We start from the raw sequence: 2426 nt of genomic DNA on the forward strand, positions 1-2426 counted from the left end.
GGGGGGGGGGGCGTCATGTCGCCGACCTGGCCGAATCCCGGCGGCCGGATACCACCATGTCGTGGACACCGCCGTTGGGCGTCGACCCCCGACGGACGGCGGACGGCCCAGGGGAGTCCCCGGGGCCGCCCGTTGGGCAGTCAGGTCACCGCTCAGCGGGCGGTCGCGCCCGTCGGCGTCAGGTGCATCCGGCCCAGTAGCTGCTGGGCCTGGTCGGCCAGGTCGGCATCGACGGTGACCGCGTACTGGGCGGCGCGCAGCGTGCTCGCCGAGGTGAAGTCCCGCTGGCCACCGGTCATCGCGTGCGTCACCGCGCCGAACACGGCACCCCAGATCGCGCCGATCACCAGCCCGACCAGGATCACCGCGAGCCAGCTACCAGCGGTGAAGATCCCGAACAGCAGGCCGATGAACAGACCGAACCAGGCACCCGTGCCCGCGCCGACCAGGCCCGCCCGGCCCGTGGTCAGCCGGCCGAGCACCGTCTCGACGAGAGTGAGGTTCGTCCCCACGATCGCCGTGCGTTCCACCGGGAACCGGTTGTCGGCCAGGTAGTCCACCACCCGCTGCGCCGACGGATAGTCCGGGTACGAACCGATCGTCACGGTCGGCGGCCCCGCCTGCGGGCCGTTGCCGTCGCCGCTGGGCGCGGCGGGCCGGCCCGCCGGGCCGGACGGGAGGTTGCTCGCGCCCGGCATGCCGGGTTGCCAGGCCGCAGTCGAGGTCGAGGGTCTGGTCATGGTGTCCTCCTTCGTCGACCACCCGCGTTCCCCCGGCCGGCGGGCGGTAACGTCGTCGCCGGAGCGAATGCTGCTCGCCGACGCCGGGTAGGCACCGCCGTGGACAGCGGACGGATCGGCGAACACGGCTTCCTGCGGGGCGGCCCGGCTGCGGCTGCGCGGCGATGTGCCGGTGACCTGCGGCGAGGGCGAGAGAGCTGGTGCGGCGCAGCGGGCTGGTCGTGCAGGGCATGACGTACCAGCCCGGCGGCGCGATCGTCGCGGCGGCGACCACCTCGCTGCCCGAGGCGCTGGGCGGGGACCGCAACTTCGACTACCGCTTTGTCGGCGACTTCCCGCAGGCGTTCTCGCACATCGGCCTGATCAACGCCGCCGGGCAGTTCACCGAGGCCGAGCAGCAGCCACACGCACGCGCGGACCGCCCGCGCCAGACCGTGCCGACCGGCACGGGACGACCGGAGGGAGCACGCTGATGACCGGACGGCTCGACGGGAGGACCGCCCTGATCACCGGCTCGGACTCGGGCATCGGGCAGGCCACGGCCATCGAGTTCGCCCGCGAGGGCGCCGACGTGGTGGTGCACTACCTGCACGACCGGCAGGGGGCCGAGAGCACCCGGGAACGGGTCGAGCAGGCCGGCCGGCGGGCGGTGGTGGTGCGCTGCGACATCAGCGACGAGCAGGACGTCGAGGCGATGTTCGACGCGGCCATCGCCGAGTTCGGCACCCTCGACGTGCTGATGAACGACGCCGGGGTGGACGCCTCCGGCATCCCCGTGGTGGACCTGGACACCGAGACGTGGGACCGGGCGATCCGGATCAACGTCTACGGGGCGTTCTTCTGCTCCCGGCGGTTCGTGCGACACCGCCGCGACCAGGGCGGCCACGGGAAGATCATCAACATCACGTCGATCCACCAGGAGGTGGCCCGCGCCGGGGGCTCCGACTACGACGCCAGCAAGGGCGCGCTGCTGGAGTTCGCAAAGAGCCTCGCGCTGGAGGTGGCGCCGATGCATCTCAACGTCAACAACATCGGGCCCGGGATGGTGCTCACCCCGTTCAACCAGAAGGCCATCGACGACCCGGCCTACCTGGAGGAGCAGGTGCAGAGCATCCCGTGGAAGCGGGCCGCCGAGCCGGAGGAGATCGGCCGGCTCGCCGTTTTCCTGGCCAGCGACGACGCCGACTACGTGACCGGGTCGACGTACTTCATGGACGGCGGGCTGATGCAGAACCAGGGCCAGGGCGCCTGAGCGGCGTCGCCCGGCCGACGGGCCCCGACCGCCGCGCGGCGGCACGGCGGTCGGGGCGTCAGCGGTCGGGGTGTCGTCGCCTCAGTTGCAGCGTGAGCCGTTGAGGGTGAACCCGACGGCGGTGGGCAGCGAGGCTCCGGAGAAGGTGCCCTGGAACCCGACGCTCACCGTGCCGCCGGCCGGCAGGTTGCCGTTCCAGGCGGCGTTGCGGACGAGGAACACGTCGCCGTTCTGGCTCCACTCGCCGTTCCAGCCGCTGGTCAGCCGCACCCCGGAACCGGAGCCGAAGCCGAAGCTCAGCGACCACCCGTTGAGTGCGCTGCCACCGTTGGTCACCCGCAGTTCGGCGGTGAACCCACCGGACCACGTGTTCGGGGTGAAGGTGACCTTGCAGGGGCCGTTCGGCGGGGTCGTCGGCGGCGTCGTGGGGGTGC

At 72.5% G+C, this 2426-nt stretch carries 4 protein-coding genes; 2 read left to right on the forward strand and 2 right to left on the reverse strand.

Annotated features, from left to right (window positions below):
• Positions 1 to 152: 152 nt before the first annotated feature.
• Positions 153 to 740 (reverse strand): general stress protein, encoded by a 588-nt coding sequence (locus E1258_RS32010; protein ID WP_132407640.1) that lies wholly within the window; start codon positions 738 to 740, stop codon positions 153 to 155.
• A 200-nt stretch (positions 741 to 940) separates the two neighbouring features.
• On the opposite strand from E1258_RS32010, the gene E1258_RS32015 reads away from it, so the two are divergent.
• Entirely contained in the window at positions 941 to 1213 is a 273-nt protein-coding gene (locus E1258_RS32015) for a hypothetical protein (protein WP_132407642.1), read from the forward strand.
• On the forward strand, positions 1213 to 1992 hold the full coding sequence (locus E1258_RS32020; protein ID WP_132407644.1) for a glucose 1-dehydrogenase: 780 nt from the start codon (positions 1213 to 1215) through the stop codon (positions 1990 to 1992). Before E1258_RS32015 ends, E1258_RS32020 begins: the two co-directional genes overlap by 1 nt.
• Before the next feature lie 81 nt (positions 1993 to 2073).
• Here E1258_RS32020 and E1258_RS32025 read toward each other — a convergent pair.
• On the reverse strand, positions 2074 to 2426 hold a 353-nt coding region (locus E1258_RS32025; RefSeq protein WP_207919912.1), incomplete at its 5' end, for a cellulose binding domain-containing protein.

The organism is Micromonospora sp. KC207 (assembly GCF_004348615.1).
In the GTDB taxonomy this organism is placed as follows: Bacteria; Actinomycetota; Actinomycetes; order Mycobacteriales; family Micromonosporaceae; genus Micromonospora.